21 protein-coding genes are annotated in these 20,543 nt (G+C 71.3%); 1 reads left to right on the top strand and 20 read right to left on the bottom strand.

All coding sequences use genetic code 11. The features are described from left to right. Positions 1–82 precede the first annotated feature (82 nt). Positions 83–901 (bottom strand): PP2C family serine/threonine-protein phosphatase, encoded by an 819-nt coding sequence (locus tag JOE43_RS09465; protein ID WP_209517285.1) that lies wholly within the window; start codon positions 899–901, stop codon positions 83–85. Continuing rightward, complete coding sequence (locus tag JOE43_RS09460) at positions 898–1,446, bottom strand: FHA domain-containing protein (RefSeq protein WP_209517283.1); 549 nt, start codon at positions 1,444–1,446, stop codon at positions 898–900. The genes JOE43_RS09465 and JOE43_RS09460 overlap by 4 nt, the downstream gene beginning before the upstream one ends. Positions 1,447–1,673: 227 nt before the next feature. Between JOE43_RS09460 and JOE43_RS09455 the strand changes: the two genes are divergently transcribed. Continuing rightward, complete coding sequence (locus tag JOE43_RS09455; protein ID WP_209517281.1) at positions 1,674–2,240, top strand: methylated-DNA--[protein]-cysteine S-methyltransferase; 567 nt, start codon at positions 1,674–1,676, stop codon at positions 2,238–2,240. Positions 2,241–2,333: 93 nt separating this feature from the next. On the opposite strand, the gene JOE43_RS09450 is transcribed toward JOE43_RS09455, so the two are convergent. From JOE43_RS09450 to JOE43_RS09365, 18 genes are all read right to left on the bottom strand, one after another. Then, positions 2,334–3,095, bottom strand: a complete 762-nt coding sequence (locus tag JOE43_RS09450) for a YaaA family protein (RefSeq protein ID WP_209517279.1) — start codon at positions 3,093–3,095, stop codon at positions 2,334–2,336. A gap of 25 nt (positions 3,096–3,120) precedes the next feature. Continuing rightward, complete coding sequence (locus JOE43_RS09445) at positions 3,121–3,381, bottom strand: F0F1 ATP synthase subunit epsilon (RefSeq protein WP_167258956.1); 261 nt, start codon at positions 3,379–3,381, stop codon at positions 3,121–3,123. Between the two features lie 2 nt (positions 3,382–3,383). Then, positions 3,384–4,844, bottom strand: coding sequence for a F0F1 ATP synthase subunit beta (gene atpD / locus JOE43_RS09440; protein WP_167258955.1), 1,461 nt, complete (start codon positions 4,842–4,844; stop codon positions 3,384–3,386). Positions 4,845–4,883: 39 nt separating this feature from the next. Continuing rightward, positions 4,884–5,783, bottom strand: coding sequence for a F0F1 ATP synthase subunit gamma (locus JOE43_RS09435; protein WP_167258954.1), 900 nt, complete (start codon positions 5,781–5,783; stop codon positions 4,884–4,886). A gap of 44 nt (positions 5,784–5,827) precedes the next feature. Next, positions 5,828–7,465, bottom strand: a complete 1,638-nt coding sequence (gene atpA, locus JOE43_RS09430) for a F0F1 ATP synthase subunit alpha (RefSeq protein ID WP_209517277.1) — start codon at positions 7,463–7,465, stop codon at positions 5,828–5,830. A 59-nt stretch (positions 7,466–7,524) separates the two neighbouring features. Continuing rightward, positions 7,525–8,319, bottom strand: coding sequence for a F0F1 ATP synthase subunit delta (locus JOE43_RS09425; RefSeq protein WP_209517275.1), 795 nt, complete (start codon positions 8,317–8,319; stop codon positions 7,525–7,527). A gap of 2 nt (positions 8,320–8,321) precedes the next feature. Beyond that, the gene (locus JOE43_RS09420; protein ID WP_056053950.1) at positions 8,322–8,879 is read right to left on the bottom strand and encodes a F0F1 ATP synthase subunit B; all 558 of its coding nucleotides are present in this window, start codon (positions 8,877–8,879) and stop codon (positions 8,322–8,324) included. Between the two features lie 20 nt (positions 8,880–8,899). Next, positions 8,900–9,133 (bottom strand): ATP synthase F0 subunit C, encoded by a 234-nt coding sequence (gene atpE / locus JOE43_RS09415; protein ID WP_043594505.1) that lies wholly within the window; start codon positions 9,131–9,133, stop codon positions 8,900–8,902. 54 nt (positions 9,134–9,187) lie between these two features. Then, the gene (gene atpB / locus JOE43_RS09410) at positions 9,188–9,994 is read right to left on the bottom strand and encodes a F0F1 ATP synthase subunit A (RefSeq protein WP_167258951.1); all 807 of its coding nucleotides are present in this window, start codon (positions 9,992–9,994) and stop codon (positions 9,188–9,190) included. 235 nt (positions 9,995–10,229) lie between these two features. Next, the gene (locus tag JOE43_RS09405; protein WP_056053945.1) at positions 10,230–10,658 is read right to left on the bottom strand and encodes a hypothetical protein; all 429 of its coding nucleotides are present in this window, start codon (positions 10,656–10,658) and stop codon (positions 10,230–10,232) included. Then, complete coding sequence (locus JOE43_RS09400; RefSeq protein WP_209517273.1) at positions 10,658–11,929, bottom strand: MraY family glycosyltransferase; 1,272 nt, start codon at positions 11,927–11,929, stop codon at positions 10,658–10,660. Before JOE43_RS09400 ends, JOE43_RS09405 begins: the two co-directional genes overlap by 1 nt. Further along, positions 11,926–12,603, bottom strand: coding sequence for an L-threonylcarbamoyladenylate synthase (locus JOE43_RS09395; protein WP_209517271.1), 678 nt, complete (start codon positions 12,601–12,603; stop codon positions 11,926–11,928). The genes JOE43_RS09400 and JOE43_RS09395 overlap by 4 nt, the downstream gene beginning before the upstream one ends. Before the next feature lie 38 nt (positions 12,604–12,641). Then, a complete protein-coding gene (prmC, locus tag JOE43_RS09390; RefSeq protein WP_209519158.1) occupies positions 12,642–13,520 on the bottom strand; it encodes a peptide chain release factor N(5)-glutamine methyltransferase in 879 nt (292 codons plus the stop codon). Between the two features lie 5 nt (positions 13,521–13,525). Further along, positions 13,526–14,608 (bottom strand): peptide chain release factor 1, encoded by a 1,083-nt coding sequence (gene prfA / locus JOE43_RS09385; protein ID WP_209517269.1) that lies wholly within the window; start codon positions 14,606–14,608, stop codon positions 13,526–13,528. 2 nt (positions 14,609–14,610) lie between these two features. Beyond that, positions 14,611–16,878, bottom strand: a complete 2,268-nt coding sequence (gene rho / locus JOE43_RS09380) for a transcription termination factor Rho (protein WP_209517267.1) — start codon at positions 16,876–16,878, stop codon at positions 14,611–14,613. Between the two features lie 291 nt (positions 16,879–17,169). Next, positions 17,170–18,105 (bottom strand): homoserine kinase, encoded by a 936-nt coding sequence (gene thrB, locus JOE43_RS09375; RefSeq protein WP_209517265.1) that lies wholly within the window; start codon positions 18,103–18,105, stop codon positions 17,170–17,172. Next, positions 18,102–19,184, bottom strand: coding sequence for a threonine synthase (thrC, locus tag JOE43_RS09370; RefSeq protein ID WP_056053927.1), 1,083 nt, complete (start codon positions 19,182–19,184; stop codon positions 18,102–18,104). The genes thrB and thrC overlap by 4 nt, the downstream gene beginning before the upstream one ends. After that, complete coding sequence (locus JOE43_RS09365) at positions 19,184–20,518, bottom strand: homoserine dehydrogenase (RefSeq protein ID WP_056053924.1); 1,335 nt, start codon at positions 20,516–20,518, stop codon at positions 19,184–19,186. Before JOE43_RS09365 ends, thrC begins: the two co-directional genes overlap by 1 nt. Positions 20,519–20,543: the final 25 nt, after the last annotated feature.

Below are 20,543 nucleotides of genomic sequence, written 5' to 3'. Positions count from 1 at the left end.
CCGAGGCGCCGGGTCGACGAGAGCGTTCGGGGGACAACGCCGGTCCCCCCACTTCGGGGGAGGGCTCGTCGCCCGGGCGACGTCAGCGAGGGACGGTGGTCTCGTCGGCCTCCGTGCCGCCCGCCGGTGACGAGCCCCGCACGACGACGACGACGGCCGTCACGTTGTCGCGGCCGCCGGCGGCGACCGCCTGCTCGACGAGGTCCGCGGCCGCCCCGGAGGCGCCGTCGGCCGCTCCGAGGGTCGTGGCGATGGCCCGGGCGTCGAGCTCCTTGGTGAGCCCGTCGGAGCAGACGAGGAGGCGCTGGCCGGGCCGCAGGGGCACGCGCCAGTAGTCGGGCCGCGGCTCCACGTCGAAGCCGACCGCCCGCGTGATGACGTTGCTGTCGGGGTGCGACTCGGCGTCGTCGGGGTGGAGCATGCCGGCGTCGACCATCTCCTGGACGACCGAGTGGTCGACGGTGACCTGGCGCAGGACGCCGGCGTCGAGGAGGTAGACCCGGGAGTCGCCGACGTTGAAGACCGTGAACGACGGCTCGTCGTCGTCGAGCGACAGGAACGCCCCGGTCACCGTCGTGCCGACGCCGAGCTCGGTGTCGGCGGCCGCCACCGCGATCTCCTCCGTCGCGCGGAGAAGCGCCTCCTCCACCGCGTCGGTGGTGAGGAAGGGCGCGACGGCCGCGTCGTGGAGCCGCCGCACGACGGCGTCGCTGGCGACGTCGCCGGCACTGTGCCCGCCCATGCCGTCCGCGACGACGAAGAGGGGGGCCTCCGCGACGTAGCTGTCCTCGTTGTGGGCGCGCCGACGGCCCACGTCGGTCACGCCGGCCCAGTCGAGGGTCAGGGTCGACCCCTCGAGGGCGAGGTGGTGGTCTGTCACGGGGCTGCCGAGCTCTGTCACGGGAGGGGATCTTCCTGGAGGGGGATGCGCTGAGGCGGGAGGACCTCGAGGAGGACGCCGTCGCCGATGTCCACTATGGTCCCTGCGAGGGCCACGACCGACTCGCCCTGCCGCAGTCGGACCGGAACACGGCCCGGGAGCACGACGACCGTGCCGTTCGTCGAGCGCAGGTCGGTCACGACGACCACGTCGCCCTGCTGCTCGAACGACACGTGCGACGCCGAGACCTCGCCGCCCGCCGAGGGCACCGCGGCGAGCACGGGCTCCGCTCCCCGGACCACTCGCGGAGCCGCGGGGCGACGACCCACGAGGAGCGGGCGGTCGAGCCAGTGCACCGCGTGCCCCACGCGCACGCCGTGCGGCCGACGAACGGGTCGGCCGCGCGCCGCCGTGCCCGCCTGGCCCCCGCCCGGCCGAGCGGCGCGCGGACGCACGACGGTGTCGTCGAGGTCACGGGGCGCGGTCCGCCCCGGCGGCCGCACGAGCGGCGTGACCACGGTGTCGTCGAGACGCGACGGGTCGTGCGGGCCGTCGTGGGGGGCCATGCCGTTCCGATCGTCGAGGGTCTGCCGTGCCGTGCCGGACGGGCCGGGAGGCGCGGGCCGGGGCCCCGGGACGCCCTCGCTCCAGGCTATCGGCCCGGCAGACCGGCTCCCGGCCGTCGTGACGGGGGCAGGTCGCCGACCGCCGCCCCGGGCCGCGAGCCGGCGAGTTCTCCACAGGGCACGCCAGCGCGGCCACCTCGGCTCCCCCGGTCTCCTAGGGTCTCGTCATGCGAACCCTGGCCCTCGTCCCGCCCCCGCCGCCGGGCAGCGGTGAAGACGTCGCCCCCGAGGGCTCCGGCTTCGTCCGGCTCGACTCCCCCGTGGGCCGCATCGAGATCCAGACCCGCGGCTTCGCGGTCGAGCGGGTCGCGGTGGAGTCGGAGGGGCGCCTCCCCCACGACGGGCTCGACGAGAGGCCCGACGCCCTCCTGGTCGCGGCTCGGACCCAGGTGCGCGACTACTTCCTCGGCGTCCGTCGATGGTTCGACCTGCCCCTCCGCCTCACGGGGTCGTCGTTCCAGCGCTCGGTCTGGTCGGCGCTGGCGACGGTGGAGTGGGGCCGCACGACGACCTACGGCCGTCTCGGCGCGACGATCGGCAGCCCGCAGGCCGGCCGCGCCGTGGGCGGTGCCGTCCGCGCGAACCCCCTCCCCATCCTCGTGCCCTGCCACCGCGTCCTGGGCCGCACGGGAGGGCTGACCGGCTACACGGTCGGCGCCGGCGTCGAGACGAAGCGCTGGCTGCTGCAGCACGAGGGCATCGTCCACCGGGAGGGGCCGGTCGCGGTGCCGTGAGGGCCCCGTGGGCCTGCGGCCCGGAGACCGCGGAGCCCGTGGGCCGCTCGGCCCCCGCGGCCGGCGGGGAGGGGCAGGCCGAGGAGGCGCAGGTCAGCCCACCGGGGCCAGGACCGACTCCGAGACCAGCACGGTCTCACTCGCCCCCTGCTCCAGCACGATGCCCCGACCGTGCGCCCACCCCACGAGGTCGTCGAGGGTCCCGAGCGACGGCCTGTCGTCCAGCAGCGCCCGCACGAGGAGCCCCTTGGACTTCTTGTTGAAGTGGTTCAACGCCCGGCGTCGCCCGTCGGCACCGGAGACGACGCGCAGGTACGTCGACCTGTCGGCCGGCGCGGCGCCGAGGCCGACGTAGCCCTCTGAGCGGAGGTCGACCACGACGTCGTCGACCTCCGCGAGGCTCCCGGCGACGGCCGCTCGCCAGGTGGCCTTGAGGCTCGCCCCCGGGAGGCGCGAGTCGTGCGACAAGCGGTAGGCCGGCACGGGGTCGGTCGCCGACACGAGGCCGAGGAGAGCTGAGTGGACGACGAGGTGACGCCCTGCCCAGGCCCACTCGGCGGCGCTCAGGCCGGTGGCGCGGACGGGGTCGTAGAGGACTCCCGTGTACCTCGACAACGCGGGCAGCACGGGTGCCGTCGGCAGTGCCCGGTTCCGGTCCACCTCCCCGCGCAGGCGCGGCCCCAGCTTGAGGGCGACGAGGGACGCTTCGACGTCCTCCGAGAGGACGGCGAGGCGCGCGAGCACGTCCTCACGCTGTGCCCGGAGACCCGGGAAGGCGAGCCGCCCGAGATCGACCCCGGACGCACCGCTGCCCCCGTCGACTTTCGTCTCGGACGGGGGCAGCAGGAACAGCACGGTGGAACGGGAGGGAGAGGACGGGTCAGGCCAGCTGCGCGTTGCGCGCGACGACGGTGACCGTGTCGTTCTCGACGGAGAGGAACCCGTCGTCCGCGGTCGCCTCGACGGTGGTGCCGTCGGCCTGGCGGACGCGGACCCGGCCCGTGGCCAGGATGGCGAGGAGAGGCTCGTGACCCGGGAGGATCCCGATCTCACCCTCGGAGGTGCGGGCGACGACGGAGCTCGCCTCGCCCGACCAGACTTCCTGGTCGGCCGAGACGACGCTCACGGTGAGAGCAGCCACGATCAGCCGTTCTCCTTCTGGATCTGAGCCCACTTCTCTTCGACGTCGGAGATGGAGCCGACGTTGAAGAAGGCCTGCGTCGCGACGTGGTCGAACTCGCCGTCAGCGATGGCCGTGAACGACTCGATGGTGTCCTTCAGGGGGACGGTCGAGCCCTCGACGCCGGTGAACTTCTTCGCCATGTAGGTGTTCTGCGAGAGGAACTGCTGGATGCGACGAGCACGGGCGACCGTGATCTTGTCTTCCTCGGAGAGCTCGTCGACACCGAGGATGGCGATGATCTCCTGGAGCTCCTTGTTCTTCTGCAGGATGGCCTTGACGCGGATGGCCGTGTTGTAGTGCGCCTCGCCCAGGTAGCGGGGGTCGAGGATGCGGCTCGTCGAGGTCAGCGGGTCGATCGCGGGGTAGAGACCCTGCGACGCGATCTCGCGCGACAGCTCGGTCGTGGCGTCGAGGTGCGCGAACGTCGTCGCCGGGGCCGGGTCGGTGTAGTCGTCAGCAGGCACGTAGATGGCCTGGAGCGACGTGATCGAGTGGCCACGCGTCGAGGTGATGCGCTCCTGGAGGACGCCCATCTCGTCGGCGAGGTTGGGCTGGTAGCCCACCGCAGAGGGCATGCGACCGAGGAGGGTCGACACCTCGGAACCGGCCTGCGTGAAGCGGAAGATGTTGTCGATGAAGAGCAGGACGTCCTGCTTCTGCACGTCGCGGAAGTACTCCGCCATCGTCAGCGCCGACAGGGCCACGCGGAGGCGCGTTCCCGGCGGCTCGTCCATCTGGCCGAAGACGAGGGCGGTCTTGTCGAACACCCCGGCCTCGTCCATCTCGCCGATGAGGTCGTTGCCCTCACGGGTGCGCTCACCGACACCGGCGAAGACGGAGACTCCACCGTGGTCCTGAGCGACGCGCTGGATCATCTCCTGGATGAGGACGGTCTTGCCGACGCCGGCACCGCCGAACAGGCCGATCTTGCCGCCCTGGACGTACGGGGTCAGGAGGTCGATCGACTTGATGCCCGTCTCGAAGAGCTGGGTCTTCGACTCGAGCTGGTCGAACTGCGGGGGCTTGCGGTGGATCGGCCAGCGCTCGGTGATCTCCACCTTCTGGTCGCCCTCGAGGTTCAGGATGTCGCCGGTGACGCTGAACACCTTGCCCTTGGTCACGTCGCCGACGGGGACCGTGATGGGCCCGCCGGTGTCGGTGACCTCCTGGCCACGGACGAGACCGTCGGTGGGCTTGAGGGCGATGGCACGGACGAGGTCGTCACCGAGGTGCTGGGCGACCTCGAGGGTCAGCTCGCTCGTGCTCTCGCCGATGGTGATCGTCGTGTGCAGGGCGTTGTAGATGCCAGGGATGGCGTCGTGCGGGAACTCGATGTCGACGACGGGGCCCGTGACCCGGGCGATTCGCCCGACGCCGGGAGCCGACTCGGTCGCGACCGGCGCGGTTGCGGTGTCAGTCATGGCTTCTCTCTCTTCGGATGGTGAAACTGGGGTGCTGATCTACTTGGCCGAGCTGAGGGCGTCGGCGCCGCCGACGATCTCGGAGATCTGCTGCGTGATCTCCGCCTGGCGAGCGTTGTTCGCGAGGCGGGTGAAGTCGCGGATGAGGGTGTCGGCGTTGTCGCTGGCAGCCTTCATGGCCTTCTGGCGGGCGGCGTGCTCGGAAGCGGCCGACTGCAGCATGGCGTTGAAGATGCGGCTCTCGATGTACACCGGGAGGAGCGAGTCCAGCACCTCGACGGGGTCGGGCTCGAAGTCGTAGAGGGGCAGCACCTCGCCCTCGGCGGGCTCCTCGATGCCCTCCACCACCTCGAGAGGGAGCAGACGGACGACCTCGGGGACCTGGCTGACCATGTTCACGAAGCGGTTGTAGACGATGTGGATCTCGTCGACGCCGCCCTCGGCGGCCTCGGTGAGAAACTTCGACACGACCGCGTCGCCGATCTCCTTCGCCGTCGCGAACTCGGGCTGGTCGGTGTTGCCCGTCCAGATCTGCTCCGAGTCACGCTTGCGGAACGTGAAGTAGTTCTGCGCCTTGCGCCCGACGAGGTAGTAGACGACGTCCTTCCCCTGGCTGCGGAGGAGCTGCGAGAGCTGCTCCGCCTCCTTCAGGGTGTTGGAGCTGAAGGCGCCGTTGAGGCCGCGGTCGGACGTGAAGACCACGACCGCGGCCCGCTCGATCGTCGCCGGCTCGGTGGTGAGGATGTGGTCGACGTCCGAGAACGTCGCCACGGCCGAGACCGCCCGCGTGATGGCACGCGAGTACGGCCCCGAGGCCTTCATCCGCGCCTGCGCCTTCTGGATGCGCGAGGCGGAGATGAGCTCCATGGCGCGCGTGACCTTCTTGGTCGTCTGCGCGGAGCGGATCCTCTGGCGGTAGACCCGTAGTTGGGCTCCCATGACTCTCCTGTTGTCTCGTCAGTCGTGATCGTCGGTCGAGCGCGTCAGCGCTTGGCCTTGACGATCTTCTCCTGGTTGACGTCGTCGGCGTCGGTGGCGGCGAACTCCTCGCGACCGACGGAAGCCAGCGGCTTGCCCTCGCCCGTCTGGAACTCCTGCTTGAAGGCGTCGATGGACGAGTCGAGCGTCGACACGATGTCGTCGGACAGCACGTTCTTCTCACGCAGGTCGGACAGCACCGAGGTGTTGCGGCCCAGGTAGTCGAGGAGCTCACGCTCGAAGCGGAGGATGTCGGGGACGGGGACCTCGTCGAGCTTGCCGTTCGTGCCGGCCCAGATCGCGACGACCTGGTCCTCCACGGGGTACGGCGAGTACTGCGGCTGCTTCAGGAGCTCCGTGAGGCGAGCTCCACGAGCGAGCTGACGGCGGCTCGCGGCGTCGAGGTCGGACGCGAACATCGCGAAGGCCTCGAGCGACCGGTACTGCGCCAGCTCGAGCTTGAGCGTGCCGGAGACCTTCTTGATCGACTTGACCTGGGCGTCGCCGCCGACCCGCGACACCGAGATGCCGACGTCGACCGCGGGGCGCTGGTTGGCGTTGAACAGGTCGGACTGGAGGAAGATCTGGCCGTCCGTGATCGAGATCACGTTCGTCGGGATGTACGCCGAGACGTCGTTGGCCTTCGTCTCGATGATCGGGAGGCCCGTCATCGACCCGGCGCCCAGCTCGTCGGAGAGCTTCGCGCAGCGCTCGAGCAGACGCGAGTGCAGGTAGAAGACGTCGCCGGGGTAGGCCTCGCGGCCCGGCGGGCGACGCAGGAGGAGCGAGACGGCGCGGTAGGCCTCGGCCTGCTTCGACAGGTCGTCGAAGATGATGAGGACGTGCTTGCCGCCGTACATCCAGTGCTGACCGATGGCCGAGCCTGTGTAGGGCGCCAGGTACTTGAAGCCGGCGGGGTCGGAGGCGGGAGCAGCGACGATCGTCGTGTACTCCATGGCACCGGCCTCTTCGAGCGCACCCTTGACGGAGGCGATCGTCGAGCCCTTCTGGCCGATGGCGACGTAGATGCAGCGGACCTGCTTCGTCGTGTCGCCGGACTCCCAGTTGGCCTTCTGGTTGATGATCGTGTCGATCGCGATGGCCGTCTTGCCGGTCTGGCGGTCGCCGATGATGAGCTGTCGCTGGCCACGGCCGACGGGGATCATGGCGTCGATGGCCTTGATGCCGGTCTGCATGGGCTCGTGCACCGACTTGCGCTGCATGACGCCGGGCGCCTGGAGCTCGAGGGCACGACGACCCTCGGTCGCGATCTCGCCGAGGCCGTCGATCGGGGCCCCGAGGGGGTCGACGACGCGACCCAGGTAGCCGTCGCCGACGGGGACGGAGAGGACCTCACCCGTGCGGGTGACCTCCATGCCCTCGACGATGCCCGAGAACTCGCCGAGCACGATGGCGCCGATCTCGTCCTCGTCGAGGTTCTGAGCGAGGCCCTGCGTGCCGTCCGCGAAGCGGATGAGCTCGTTGGCCATGACGCCGGGCAGGCCCTGCACGTGGGCGATGCCGTCGGCGGCGTCGGTGACGTAGCCGACCTCTGTGGTCGAGGCCTTCGACGGGTCGTACGACGAGACGAAGTCCTTCAGCGCGTCGCGAATCTCATCGGGGCTGATCTTGATGTCTGCCATTGTGATTCCTATTCGTAGCGAGGCTTCGGGAGGCCTCGAGTCTGTGTGTGGGAGCGCGCCTAGCCAGCGAGCTGGAGGCGGAGCAGGCTGAGCTTGGTGGCGACGGTCCCGTCGATGACCTCGTCGCCGACCTGCACGCGCAGCCCGCCGATGACGGCGGGGTCGATGACCTGGTTGATGCGGAGGTCGCGGCCGAATTGCTGCGAGAGGCCCCGTTCGAGCCGCTCAGCGTGGGCGGCGTCGAGCGGCTTCGCCGTCGTCACCGTGGCGACGAGCTGGCCGGACTGGTCGGCGACGATGTCGGCGGCCGTCCGGACGAGCTCGCCGATGCGCCGGCCACGGGGCTGGCGGACGAGGTGGCTGACGATGGCCAGGGTCTGCGCGCTCGCCTTGCCCTCGAGGAGACGGCGGACGAGGCCCGCCTTCGCCTCGGGGTCGCTCAGCTTCGTGCCGATCGCGAGCTCGAGGCGGGCGTCGGACGACACCGCGGCGTCGAACCCGAACAGCTCGTTCTCGATGCTGCTGTCGGACGGGGAGCTCGAGGCGATGACCCGGAACCCGAGCTCCTCGATGCCGGCGAGCAGGTCGTCGGGAGACGACCAGCGGCTGGCCACCACGGAGAGCAGGAGAGCCCGGGCGGGCTGCGAGAAGGAACCGAAGAGACGGTCGACGAGCTGCTTCTTGACGACAGCGTCGACGGCCGGGTCGGCGAAGTAGGCCTGCAGCTGCACGGACCCCCCGATGACCCGACCGGCGTCGAGCAGTTGCTCGCCCGTGGCCAGGTCGGCCGTGTCGCCGAGGTCGGTCAGGACCGCCCGCGCCGAGCTGAGGGCCTCTCTGGTCATGGAACCCATCGTCAGTTGCCCGCCTTCGCGTTCTGGTCGGCCTCGAGGTCGGCCAGGAAGCGGTCGACGACGGCCGACGCACGAGCGTCGTCGTTCAGCGACTCACCGATGACGCCGGACGCGAGGTCGATCGCGAGCGAGCCGACCTCGGCACGGAGCGAGGCGACTGCTGCCGCGCGCTCGGCCTCGATCTGGACGTGGGCGTTCGCGGTGACGCGGTCCGCCTCGGCCTGGGCCTGCTGCTTGAGGTCGGCGAGGATCTCGGCTCCCTCGGCGCGCGCGGCCTCCCGGATGCGCGCAGCCTCGGCGCGAGCGTCGGCGAGCTGCTTCTTGTACTCGCCGAGAGCCTGCGCGGCCTCGGCCTGGGCGGCCTCGGCGTGCTTGATGCCGCCCTCGATGCGCTCAGCGCGCTCGTCGAGGATCTTGCGGAACCTCGGGATGGCGAAGATCCCGAAGAACGCCGCGATGACCACGAAGACGACGGCAGACCACAGGACGTCGTAAACAGCGGGGAAGAAGACGGCGGCCCCTTCGGGTGCCCCTTCTGCCGCGAGGATCGTCTCGATCATCGGTGTGTCGTCCTAACTGATCAGGAGAAGATGAAGCCGGCGGCGAGGCCGATGAAGCCCAGCAGCTCGGTGAACGCGATGCCCAGGAACATGGTGACCTGGAGACGGCCGGCGAGCTCGGGCTGGCGAGCCATGGCCTCGACGGTCTTGCCCGCGACGATGCCGATACCGATGCCGGGGCCGATCGCAGCGAGGCCGTAGCCGACGGTCGCGATGTTGCCGTTGATCTCAGCGAGGATCGTGGTGGTGTCCACTGTGTGTTTCCTTCCGGTTGGGCGAGCTCCGTCGGTCGACGGAGCTCGTCGTACTTAGTGTTCTTTCGACGCGGCCTGTTGGATGTAGACCGAGGCGAGGAGTGTGAAGACGTAGGCCTGCAGCACGGCGACGGCCATCTCGACGATGGTCATCACGAAGCCGCCGACGAGGGTCAGGGCGCCGAAGGCGATGAAGCCGCCGCTCATGCTGAAGAAGAAGAAGTGCGTCGCTGCGAAGCAGAGCACCAGCAGGAGGTGGCCGACCATCATGTTCAGCAGCAGTCGCAAGGCCAGCGAGATGGGCCGGACGATGAAGATGTTGATGAACTCGATGGGCGTCAGGAGGATGTACATCGGCCACGGGACCCCGGGCGGGAAGAGCGCGTTACGGAAGAACGTGCCCGTGCCTGCCTCGCGGATACCGGCGTAGATGAACATCACGTACGCCACGACGGCCAGCATGAGCGGCATCGCGACCACGGAGGTGCCCGCGATGTTGAGGCCGGGCACGATGCCGGTGATGTTCATGGCGAAGATGCCGAAGAACATCGCCGCCAGCAGCGGGAGGTACTTCCGACCCAGCTTCTCGCCGAGGATCTCCTCGACGATCTGGATGCGGACGAAGTCGAGGCCCAGCTCGGCGATGCTCTGCCCGCGGGACGGGATGAGCCGCCCCTTGCGCAGGGCCAGCCAGAACAGCAGCAGCATGACGGCGATCGCGAAGAGGCGGACCAGCATGATGCGGTTCAGCTCGAAGGGCGTGCCTTCGAAGAAGATGGCGGAAGGGAAGAACTCGTCAAGAGTCGGGGCGTGGAATCCCCCGTCTCCGTGGCCGGCGTCGGCAGCGGAGAGCAGGTTCACAGCGTTCGCTATCAGCGCTATCTCCTGTGTCGGGGCGAGCACCCTGAAGTGTCGCGACGATTGGTGGGGTTGTCATCCGAACCCGCAGAGAATCGCGGCCGGGGAACGGAGATCACCCTATCAAGGTAACCCTCAGGACAGCGAATCGACGGGGGTTCTTTCGCGCTGTGCACGCTTGAGGCGCGGCGCTCGGACGCACGGTGCGGCCCGGGCCCGCCGTCGGCGGTGCGACGGACTAGCGGTCGACCGGTGCCTCGGGCAGCGTGACGTCGCTCACGTGGGGCAGCCGCCCGCGGACGACGACCAGGGCGTCGATGACGAGCGTGCCGACGATCGACACGACGAGGGCCAGGAAGAGCACGACGTCGTCGACGAAGGGCTGGTCGCGGACGAGCACGAGCAGGACGACGAACACGACGATCTTGAGCAGCCACGCGCCCATGACGATGCCGAAGAAGGCGGCCAGGCGGAAGCGGATCGCGATGAGCATGCTGCCCGCGGTGATGCCCGCGAAGACGATCGCCAGGGCCACGCCGACGAGGGCGCTCCAGAGCCCGTCCGAGCCGGCCGTGAGCCAGCCGACCCCTCCGCCGACGACGGCGATCGCGAGGGCCAGGAGGCCGGTGTACGTCAGGATCTTGGTGAAGATCGATCGGGCGTTCATCAGTGGTCCTTCGAGGGTGGTGGCGACGGGACGTCGGCCGGGTCGGCCGCGTCGAGGTGGTCGAGGCCCCCGGCGGCCTGGTCGAGCGGGTCGAAGCGGTCCGACCGGGACGTCGCGAGGTCGCCCGGCCGGGCGGACTGGACGGCCACCTCGACCTTCTTGCGGCGGCTCAGCGGGGCGAGGGTGAGGGCGGCGCAGGCGACGAGTCCGACGACGAGGAACCCGACGACCAGCGAGGTCGGCTTGACGAAGAGGAACATCAGGCAGCCGACCGACACGACGAGGGTCCACGCGTAGAAGATCAGGACGGCGTGGAAGTGCGAGTGGCCCATGTCGAGCAGACGGTGGTGCAGGTGCTTGCGGTCGGCGGTGAACGGAGACTTGCCGGCGCTGACCCGACGGAGCACCGCGAGGCCGAAGTCGAGCAGCGGCACGATGAGCACGGCGAACGGCAGCAGGATCGGGATGAAGGCGGGGAGCAGCGCCGTGCGGGAGATGGTCGCCGGGTCGATCTGCCCCGTCACCGAGATGGCGCTCGTCGCCATGAGCAGCCCGGTCAGGAGGGCGCCCGCGTCGCCCATGAAGAGACGGGCGGGGTGCCAGTTCAGCGGCAGGAACCCGAGGCACGCCCCGGTCAGGACGGCCGTCAGGAGGGCGGAGAGGTTGAAGTACTCGGTCTGGCCGATGGTCAGCGAGATGGCGAAGCTGTACGCGAAGAAGACGACGTTGGCGATGATCGTGACGCCGGCGACCAGACCGTCGAGGCCGTCGATGAAGTTGACCGCGTTCATCACGAGGACGACCGCGAGGATCGTCAGGATGAGGGACATGAAGGGCGAGCCCACGGCCAGGCTGCTGCCGATCGGGAGGGAGAGCAGCTGGACGCCCTGCCAGGCGAGGACGCCCGCGGCGATGATCTGCCCGGCCAGCTTGGTCATCCAGTCGAGGTCGTAGAGGTCGTCGACCACGCCGATCACGACGATGATCGTGGCGGCCCCGATGATCGCGAGCGGGGGCCCTGGGTCGGCGAACACGAGACGGAAGTAGTCGACGCCGGAGATCAGGGGGAAGACGAACCACGCGGCCAGCAGAGCCACGACCACGCCCGCCCACATCGCGATGCCGCCGAGTCGGGGGGTGGGGGTCCGGTGGACGTCGCGGTCGCGGATGGCCGGGTAGAGCTTGAAGCGCAGGCCGAGCCGCCAGACGACGATCGAGAGGACGAAGCTGACCCCCGCCGCGATCGCGAAGGCCAGCAGGTAGTACCTCACGCGACGGCGGCGTCGCCCGCGACGCGTCTGATCTCGGAGTCGGCGAGGACGCCGTGGCGAACGATCCGCAGGACGCCGTCGGCAGCCCCGGTCGCGTCGACGATCGTCGAGCCGGTGTTCGCGCCCGGACGGCGCTCGTAGCCCTCCCCCACAGGCCCGGCGTCGAGGTAGACGGCGACCCGGTCGGCCAGCATGGCCCGGGCCTCGTCGACGGTCGCGGCCGCCGGCTGCCCCGTGAGGTTGGCGCTGGAGACCGCGAGGGGGCCCGTCTCCTCCAGCAGCTCGAGGGCCATGGGGTGGCTCGGCATGCGCAGGGCGACGGTGCCCCGGGTCTCGCCGAGGTCCCAGCTGAGCGACGGCTGGGCGCGGAAGATGACGGTCAACGGGCCGGGCCAGAACTCGTCGAGCAGGGGCCGCACGAGGTCGGGCACCGACTCGGTCAGCGCGGCGAGGGTGTCGAGGCCCTTCACGAGGACCGGAGGGGGCGACTGCCGGCCACGGCCCTTCGCGTCGAGCAGCGCCTGCACGGCCGAGGCGTCGAAGGCGTCGGCGGCGAGCCCGTAAACGGTGTCGGTGGGCATGACCACGAGCTCGCCGCGGCCGATCGCACCGCGGGCGGCGCGCATGCCGGTGAGCAGCTCGGTGGCGACGGACAGGTCGTAGGAGGAGGTCATGACGAGACGATGATAGTGCGGCCGACCTGGTGGCCGGGTCAGCGCACCGCCGTCGTGGACCGGTCGCGGCCGGTGAGGTCGGGCTGGGTCTCGGGGCTCCGCCAGCCGTCGGCGTCGAGGATCCCGCGGATCGCCGCGCCCTGCTGCTCGCCGTGCTCGATGACGAGGGCGCCCCCCGGGTGCAGCAGTCGACGAGCCGTCAGCGAGAGCGCCCTGACGAGCACGAGACCGTCCTCGCCGCCGTAGAGCGCCGTGCTCGGGTCGTGCAGCCGCACCTCGGGGTCGCGCGGGACCATCCCGAGCGGGATGTACGGCGGGTTGCTCACGACGACGGAGACCCGGCCGTCCAGCTCGGGCAGCGCGTCGGTCATGTCGCCGACGACGAGGGTGACGTTCGAGGCGCCGACCGACTCGATGTTGCGCCGCGTCCACGCCGCGGCGTCCGGCGAGATCTCGACGGCCCAGACGCGGCTGTGCGGCACCTCGGTCGCCAGGGCCAGCGCGAGCGCACCGCTGCCGGTGCCGAGGTCGACGGCCAGGGGCTCCGCCGAGGGCGCCGCGCGCAGCGCGTCGACGGCGAGCTGCGCGACGCCCTCCGTCTCGGGCCGGGGCACGAAGACGCCCGGGCCGACCTGCAGGGCCAGCGACCGGAACCAGGCGGTGCCGGTGATGTGCTGCAGGGGCTCGCGGGAGGCGCGGCGCGACACGAGCGCGACCAGCGACTCCACCTGCTCCGGGGTCACGGGCGAACGGGTGACCGCCCGCGCGAGGAGGACGCCGCGCTCGACCCCGGTGACGTGCGCGAGGAGGAGCTCGGCGTCGACCGACGGGGTCGGGACGTCGGCCGACGACAGCACGGCCGTCGCCGCCGCGAGGGCGGCGTCGACCGTGCCGACGCCGGAGAAGGCGTCGGCCACGGCGCTCACGACGCGGTGTCGCCGATCTCGGCGAGCCGCGCCTCTTCGTCGGCCTGGATGCACGACTCGACGACGGGCTCGAGCGCGCCGTCCATCACGGCGTCGAGGTTGTACGCCTTGTAGCCGGTGCGGTGGTCGGCGATGCGGTTCTCCGGGAAGTTGTAGGTCCGGATGCGCTCCGAGCGGTCCATGCCCCGGATCTGGCTCTTGCGGGCGTCGGAGGCGATGGCCGCCTGCTCCTCCTGCTGGCGCGCGAGGATGCGCGCGCGGAGCACGCGCATGCCCGCCTCGCGGTTCTGCAGCTGGCTCTTCTCGTTCTGCATCGCGACCACGATGCCCGTGGGCAGGTGGGTGATGCGCACGGCGGAGTCGGTCGTGTTGACCGACTGGCCGCCGGGGCCGCTCGAGCGGTAGACGTCGATCTTGAGGTCGTTCTGGTTGATGTCGACCTCCTCCGGCTCGTCGACCTCGGGGAAGACGAGGACGCCCGTCGTCGAGGTGTGGATGCGCCCCTGCGACTCCGTGGCCGGCACGCGCTGGACGCGGTGCACGCCGCCCTCGTACTTGAGGTGCGCCCAGACGCCCTGCGCGGGGTCGCTGGCGTTCGACTTGATCGCGACCTGGACGTTCTTGTAGCCGCCGAGGTCGGAGTCGTCGCTGGCGATCATCTCGCTCTTCCAGCCCTTCGACTCCGCGTAGTGCAGGTACATGCGCAGGAGGTCGGCGGCGAACAGGGCGCTCTCCGCGCCTCCTTCACCGCCCTTGATCTCCATGATCACGTCGCGGCCGTCGTCGGGGTCGCGCGGGATCAGGAGTCGCCGGAGCTTCTCCTGGGCCTCGTCGAGGCCCTGCTCGAGCGCAGGGACCTCCGCCGCGAAGGCCTCGTCCTCCTTCGCGAGCTCGCGCGCGGCCTCGAGGTCGTCCTGCACCTGCTGCCACGCCGAGTGGGCAGCCACGATGCGGCTGAGCTCGGCGTAGCGGCGGTTGATCTTCTTCGCCCGAGCCGCGTCGGCGTGCACGGCAGGGTCGCTGAGCTGCGTCTGCAGGTCGTCGTGCTCCGCCAGCAGCACCGACACCGACTCGAACACCGTCAGTGCTCCTTGTGGGCGGAGTCGTGGCCGTTCGCCGGCACCGACTTCTGGACCTGCACGAGGAACTCGACGTTGGAGCTGGTCTCGCGGAGGTTGCCGAGGACGATCTCGAGGGCCTTCTGCGGGTCGAGGCCGGCCAGGGCGCGGCGGAGGCGCCACGTGATCTTGACCTCCTCCGGGCTGAGCAGCATCTCTTCGCGACGGGTGCCCGAGGCGTTGACGTCGACGGCCGGGAAGATGCGCTTGTCGGCGAGGTGGCGCGACAGGCGGAGCTCCATGTTGCCGGTGCCCTTGAACTCCTCGAAGATCACCTCGTCCATCTTCGAGCCGGTCTCGACGAGGGCGGTCGCGAGGATGGTCAGCGAGCCGCCGTTCTCGATGTTGCGCGCCGCGCCGAAGAAGCGCTTCGGCGGGTACAGCGCCGACGAGTCGACGCCGCCGGAGAGCACGCGGCCCGAGGCGGGGGCCGACAGGTTGTAGGCGCGGCCGAGACGGGTGATCGAGTCGAGGAGCACGACCACGTCGTGGCCCAGCTCGACGAGGCGCTTGGCACGCTCGATGGCGAGCTCGGCGACCGTGGTGTGGTCCTCCGCGGGGCGGTCGAAGGTCGAGGCGATGACCTCGCCCTTGACCGTGCGCTGCATGTCGGTGACCTCCTCGGGGCGCTCGTCGACGAGCACGACCATGAGGTGGGCCTCGGGGTTGTTGACCGCGATCGCGTTCGCGATGGCCTGGAGCACGAGCGTCTTGCCGGCCTTCGGGGGCGAGACGATGAGGCCGCGCTGGCCCTTGCCGATCGGCGAGACGAGGTCGATGATGCGCGTCGACAGCTTCTGGGGCTCGGTCTCGAGGCGCAGGCGCTCCTGCGGGTAGAGGGGCGTCAGGGCGCTGAACTCGACGCGCTTGGCGGCCTCCTCGACGGGCTGGCCGTTGACCGAGTCGATCTTGACGATCGCGTTGTACTTCTGGCGGCCCTGGCCCTGGTCGCCGTCACGGGGCTGACGGATGGCGCCGACGACCGCGTCGCCCTTGCGCAGGTGGTACTTCTTCACCTGGCCGAGCGAGACGTAGACGTCGCTCGCCCCGGGGAGGTAGCCGGTGGTGCGCACGAACGCGTAGTTCTCGAGCACGTCGAGGATGCCGGCGACGGGGATGAGGACGTCGTCGTCGGAGATCTCGGGCTCGAACTCGTCGTTCTGGACGCTGCGGCCGCGCTTGCGGTCGCGCTGACGGCCGCGGCCCTGGCGGCCGGCCTCGTCGGACTGCTGACCGGCCTGCGAGCCCGACTGCTGCTCGCCGCGGGCGGCGTCGTTCTTCTCGCCGGCGGCGCGCTGCTGCTCGGCGGCCTGCGCGGACTGCTCCTGCGCGGAGGCCTGCGCCTGCTGGCCGTTCTGCGCCTGCTGGCCGTTCTGGCCCTGCTGGCCCTGCTGGCCGTTCTGCGCCTGCTGGCCGTTCTGGCCCTGCTGACCGTTCTGACCGTTCTTGCGGTTGCGGTTGCGGCTGCGACGACCGCCGCCCTGCTGGCCCTGGCCGTCCTGGTCACCGGCGCCCTGGTCGTTCGAGCCCTGGTCGGCGGCGCCGGCCTCGGCGTCGCTCGCCTCGGGGGCCGACTGCGGCGCGACGGCGTCGCCCTGCGTGGACGGCACCTCCGCGGCGGGGGCCTCGGCGGCCGCGGCGGCGACCGTGGCGTCGGAGGCACGGCGCGAGCCACGGCGGCTGCGCGACGGACGCTCGGCGGCGGCGGGCGCATCCTCGACGGGGGCCTCGACGACCGACGACGGGGCGGCGGCCTCGTCGGCGGGCGACGCGACCGGCGCGCCGACCTCAGCCACGGCGGCGGGCGCCTCGTCGGCGACCGGCGCGACGCCGGTCTCACCGGCGTTGACGTGCTCGACGGCGGTGCGCTGCTCGGGGGCGCCGGCGGCGGCGGTGACGCGACGCGAGGGGCGACGCGTGCGGGGCGCCGCAGCAGTCTCGGTGGCGGGGGCCTCGGCGACGGGGGCCGACTCGGCCGGTGCCGCGTCGGTGACGTCGAGGGTCGGCTGGACGGCGACGGGCGCCTCGACGACGACGTCGTCGGCCGGGGCGACCACGGAGGCGTCGCCGGTCGCCTGGACGGCGGCGATCGCCGCGACCAGGTCGCCCTTGCGGAGCTTGGAGAGGCCGCTGATGCCGAGCGAGGAGGCGAGGGCCTGCAGCTGCGGGAGGCGCATGGCGCTCAGTTCGGCGGTGGTCTGGGTGGTGGCGCTGTTGTCTGCGTCTGACACTGGTGGGTTCCTTCCGCTCCCCCGCGAGAGCCGCGAGGATGAGCTGGTCACACCTCGCAGCCTCTGGCCTGCCGTGCGGGCGGGCCCTGCGGCCGCACGCTCAGGGCGCGGCACGCACTGCGCGGGATGCGCAGGAAGCTCTCGGAGGTGCGGCACGCGATCGCCAGAGAGCGACCGAGCGCTGCTAGATGTGCACTACGGGATGTGCGACCGGGAATGCCGGGATGACGTGGGACCCCACACGTGTGCCGCCCGGTGACCGGGAGGACGATGCCAGATGCCCAGGAGATCTCAGTTTTCTACCGGGTGCGCGTTCACTGTAGCACCTCGGAGGTCCACGGCGAGCATCAGCGGGCGCCACGCCGACAGGGCGTTCTCGGCCACGAGCTGAGCCGCCAGGAGGCGCTGCGCCGGGTCGCTGCCGAGCACGAGCAACGAGGGCCCGGCCCCCGACACGACGGCCGCGAGCCCCGCCTGGCGCAGGACCCGGATGAGCATGTCGGTCTCGGGCATGGCGCTCGCCCGGTAGCTCTGGTGCAGGCGGTCCTCCGTCGCCGCGAGCAGCAGCTCGGGGCTCTGGATGAGCGCCGCCACGAGCAGGGCCGACCGCGACACGTTGAACGTGGCGTCCTCGTGGGGCACGGAGGCCGGCTGGAGGCTCCGCGCCAGCGAGGTCGACAGGGTCGTCTCGGGCACGAAGACGACCGGCGAGACGCCCCGGTGCACGAGGAGCCTCTTGTGCGAGGGCCCGGCCGAGGTGGTCCACGCGATCGTCAGGCCGCCGAACAGGGCCGGCGCGACGTTGTCGGGGTGCCCCTCGAGCTCCGTCGCGACCGCCAGCAGCTGGTCGGGCGTGAAGTCGACGCGCCCCTCGAGGAGGCCCTTGGCCGCCATGACGCCGGAGACGATGGCCGCGGCGGAGGAGCCGAGGCCCCGCCCGTGCGGGATCGCGTTGCGCGCCTCGAGCCGCAGGCCCGGCAGCGGCACGCCCGCAGCACGGTACGTGGCCGCGATCGAGCGCACGACGAGGTTGCTCTCGTCGGTGGGCACCTCGCCGGCGCCGACCCCGTCGACGTGCACCGCGACTCCGGCGCCCCGGGTCTCGGAGACCACGAGCCTGTCGTAGTGCGACAGCGCGAGCCCCAGGGTGTCGAAGCCCGGGCCCAGGTTGGCCGAGGTGGCCGGCACCTTGACGACGACCGACCTCACGGCCGGGCCGGTGGTCATGCAGAGGCCGGGACGAGCCCGAGCACCTCGGCGACGCGCGCGGTGTCGCTCGCGACCACCGTCGGCTGCACGTCGGTGCCGTCGGCCTTGCGGAGGGCCCACTGTGGGTCTTTCAGGCCGTGGCCCGTCACCGTGAGCACGACCGTGGCGCCGGCGGGCACGACGCCCGCGTCGGCCCGCTCGAGCAGGCCGGCGACGCTGATCGCGGAGGCCGGCTCGACGAACACGCCCACCTCGGCCGACAGGATCTTCTGCGCGGCGAGGATGGCCTCGTCGGTGATGGCCCCGAACCAGCCGTCGGTGAGGTCGCGGGCCTCGAGGGCCAGCTGCCACGACGCGGGGTTGCCGATGCGGATGGCGCTGGCGATCGTCTCGGGCTGGCGCACGACCTCGCCGGCGACGATGGGCGCGGAGCCCGCCGCCTGGAAGCCGAACATGCGGGGCAGGCGCGTGGCGCGGCCGGCCTCGAGGTCTTCGCGGTAGCCCCGGGTGTAGGCCGTGTAGTTGCCGGCGTTGCCGACCGGGATGAAGTGGAAGTCGGGGGCGTCGCCCAGCACGTCGACGACCTCGAAGGCCGCCGTCTTCTGGCCCTCGATGCGGTCGTTGTTGACCGAGTTGACGAGGTGCACCGGGTAGTTCGCGGCGAGGTCGCGCGCGATGTCGAGGCAGTCGTCGAAGTTGCCCTGGATCTGCAGCAGCTGCCCGTCGTGCGCGACGGCCTGGCTGAGCTTGCCCATCGCGATCTTGCCCTCGGGCACGAGCACGGCGGCGGTGATGCCGGCGTGCGCGGCGTAGGCGGCGGCCGAGGCCGAGGTGTTGCCGGTGGAGGCGCAGATCACGGCCTTCGCGCCGTGCTCGACGGCCTTCGAGATCGCCATCGTCATGCCGCGGTCCTTGAAGGAGCCCGTGGGGTTCATGCCCTCGTACTTGACGTAGACCTTCGCGCCGGTGCGGGCCGAGAGGGCCGGCGCCGGGATGAGGGGCGTGCCGCCCTCGCCGAGGGTGACGACGGGCGTCGCCTCGGTGACGTCGAGACGGTCGGCGTACTCGCGCAGGACACCCTGCCACTGGTGGGCCATCAGGCTCCTTCGACTCTCAGGACGCTCGTGACGGAGTTCACGACCGGGGTGGTGCGGAGGGCCTCGACCGTGGCGGCGAGGGCGGACTCGCGGGCACGGTGCGTGCCGATGATCAGGGTAGCGGTCGCCGGGGCCTCGACGTCGCCGTGTGACGCCAGGGGCGGGACCCCGCCGGTCTGCTCGACGCTGTGGACGCTGACGCCGTGGTCGCTGAGCACGCCGGCCACCTCGGCGAGCACGCCGGGCTGGTCGGCCACGTCGAGCGTCACCTGGTAGCGCGTGACCACGTCGCCGATGGGCAGCACGCGGAGGTCGGCGTGCGTGGACTCGGCGAGGCCCGGGCCGCCGATCACGTGCCGTCGGGCGGCGGAGACGAGGTCGCCGAGCACGGCCGAGGCCGTCTCCACTCCCCCGGCGCCCGCGCCGTAGAACATGAGGTCGCCCGCGGCCTCGGCCTCGACGAACACGGCGTTCTTGGCGCCGTGCACCGTGGCGAGGGGGTGCTCGAGCGGCACCAGGGCCGGGTAGACGCGGGCGCTGACGCCCTCGACGCCGTCGGCGTCGAGCAGCCGCTCGCAGATCGCGAGGATCTTGACGACGTAGCCGGCCTTGCGGGCCGCGACCACCTGCTCGTGGGTCACCTCGGTGATGCCCTCGCGGTGCACCGCGACGAGGGGGACGGTCGTGTGGAACGCGAGGCTCGCGAGGATCGCGGCCTTCTGCGCGGCGTCGTAGCCGCCGATGTCGGCGGTGGGGTCGGCCTCGGCGTAGCCCAGCTCGGTCGCCGTCGCGAGGGCGGCCTCGAGGGTGTCGCCGTCGGTGTCCATCCGGTCGAGGATGAAGTTGGTCGTGCCGTTGACGATCCCCATGATGCGGACGATGCGGTCACCGGCGAGGCTGTCGCGGAGCGGACGGATGATCGGGATGGCGCCGGCCACCGCGGCCTCGTAGTAGAGCTGAGCGCCCACCTGCTCGGCCGCCTCGAACAGCTCGGGGCCGTGGCTGGCCAGCAGCGCCTTGTTGCCGGTGACCACGTCGGCGCCCGAGTTCAGCGCCGCGAGCACGTACTGACGGGCCGGCTCGAGCCCGCCCATGAGCTCGACGACGATGTCGGCCCCGAGGATGAGCGACTCGACGTCGGTCGTGAGGAGCTCGCGGGGCAGGTCGACGTCGCGGGGCGCGTCGACGTCACGGACGCCGATGCCAACGAGCTCGATGCCCGCGCCGGCGCGGCCAGCCAGCTCGTCGGCCTGCTCGAGCAGCAGCCGGGCCACCTGCGAGCCGACCGAGCCGGCGCCGATCAGGGCGACCCGCACGTTGCGGTATTCGATCATGGTGTTCCGTTCTGTGGGGGTGCTG

The sequence above is a fragment of the Frigoribacterium sp. PvP121 genome (assembly GCF_017833115.1).
GTDB classification, from domain to species: domain Bacteria; phylum Actinomycetota; class Actinomycetes; order Actinomycetales; family Microbacteriaceae; genus Frigoribacterium; species Frigoribacterium endophyticum.
The sequence above is the reverse complement of the archived record's forward strand: the minus strand, read 5'-3'. Positions and strand labels throughout refer to the sequence as shown.